Source organism: Nocardioides sp. CPCC 206348, from assembly GCF_048654705.1.
Lineage (GTDB): Bacteria > Actinomycetota > Actinomycetes > Propionibacteriales > Nocardioidaceae > Nocardioides.
The window spans coordinates 1-1,123 of record NZ_JBMCZA010000021.1 but is presented as its reverse complement, the minus strand read 5'-3'; the positions used below and the strand labels follow the sequence as shown (position 1 = coordinate 1,123).

The 1,123-nt window shown below is 67.1% G+C and carries 1 protein-coding gene; it reads right to left on the bottom strand.

From position 1 onward, the window contains the following. Positions 1-45: 45 nt before the first annotated feature. Positions 46-951 carry an SGNH/GDSL hydrolase family protein gene (locus ACOADB_RS00790; RefSeq protein WP_378596019.1) on the bottom strand — a complete coding sequence of 302 codons (906 nt, stop codon included), beginning with the start codon at positions 949-951 and terminating at the stop codon, positions 46-48. Positions 952-1,123: the final 172 nt, after the last annotated feature.

Below are 1,123 nucleotides of genomic sequence, written 5' to 3'. Positions count from 1 at the left end.
AAGGCCCGGTTCGCCGATCGCGGGATCACGTTCTGAGCAGGTGGATCACTGGCCGGGACCGTCGTTCAGGCCGAGGACAGCGACCGCTTGGTCGGCCATGGCTCGTTCTCCGCGAAGGTTGGGGTGGACCGGAATGAGCTGGACCGAACCCAGCGCCGGCTCGACCCAGCGCGTGCCGATCGGTCGACAGGCGTCGTGGCCCTCGGAGATGGTCGAGACGTCGATGTAGGTTGCGCCGGTGACCTCGGCTGCGCGACGGACCGCGTCGTTCAAGGTGGCCTGCAGGTCGCGCAGATAGGGCACATCACCCCGGGCGATCGGCATCAGCGGGAAGCATCCGCCCGTGGGCGGCAGCAGCCAGAGGTAACCAGCGATGGCAACCCTGGCGTTGGGCGCCTTGGCCTGCACCGCACTCAGCGCATTGACCAGCGCGGGGTAGGTGGTGTTGCGCACGGTGTCGGCAAAGGAGGAGCCGTACTTCGCCTTGCACGGACTCCCCTGTCCGAGGGAAGCCACGGCGAGTGCCCCACAGGAGATCGCCGCATTGGCGAGCGTGTCGCTGTCGTTGCCGCCGATCGTCATCGTGACCAGGTCCGTCGACGCGGACAGGGCGTCCAGCTGAGGCGCGAGGCCCTGCATCTGCGCGGTGAAGTAGTCCTTGGTCTGCGCTGCCCCGCAGCTGACGTCGGTCAACTGGTAGCCGTGCTCGGAGGCAACGTCGTGGGCCCAGTTGTTCGACGACTGCCAGCAGATCGGATTGGTGCGGGGTGCGATCGGGAACACCCCGCTGCCCGCACTGAAGCTGTCCCCGAGATTGACGTACTCGACCCGGTCCACCGGCGAAGGGTCCGCAGTTGCCGGGCCCGTGGCCAGGGCGACTGAAGCCGTGGCCGACATCAACGAGCCGAAGGCCAGCAGGGCCGTGACCGACCTCATCGAGCGTGCGCGCATGCGTTTCTCCTAGACCGATCAGCAGGTCGCGCCGACACTACGTCCGCTTGCTTCACTTGTGTAGTAAGTGCTCCTCATTGCTCACATGCTGGACCCGGCCACCCCAGCCGACGCCCAGCAGCACCAGGCCGACAGCGGTCAGCACGTAGAGGTTGCCGGACAGCCCCTGCCA

Excerpts from the sequence above, each read along its gene's own strand:
- ACOADB_RS00790 (WP_378596019.1), bottom strand. The coding sequence starts at position 951 with ATGCGCGCACGCTCGATGAGGTCGGTCACGGCCCTGCTGGCCTTCGGC.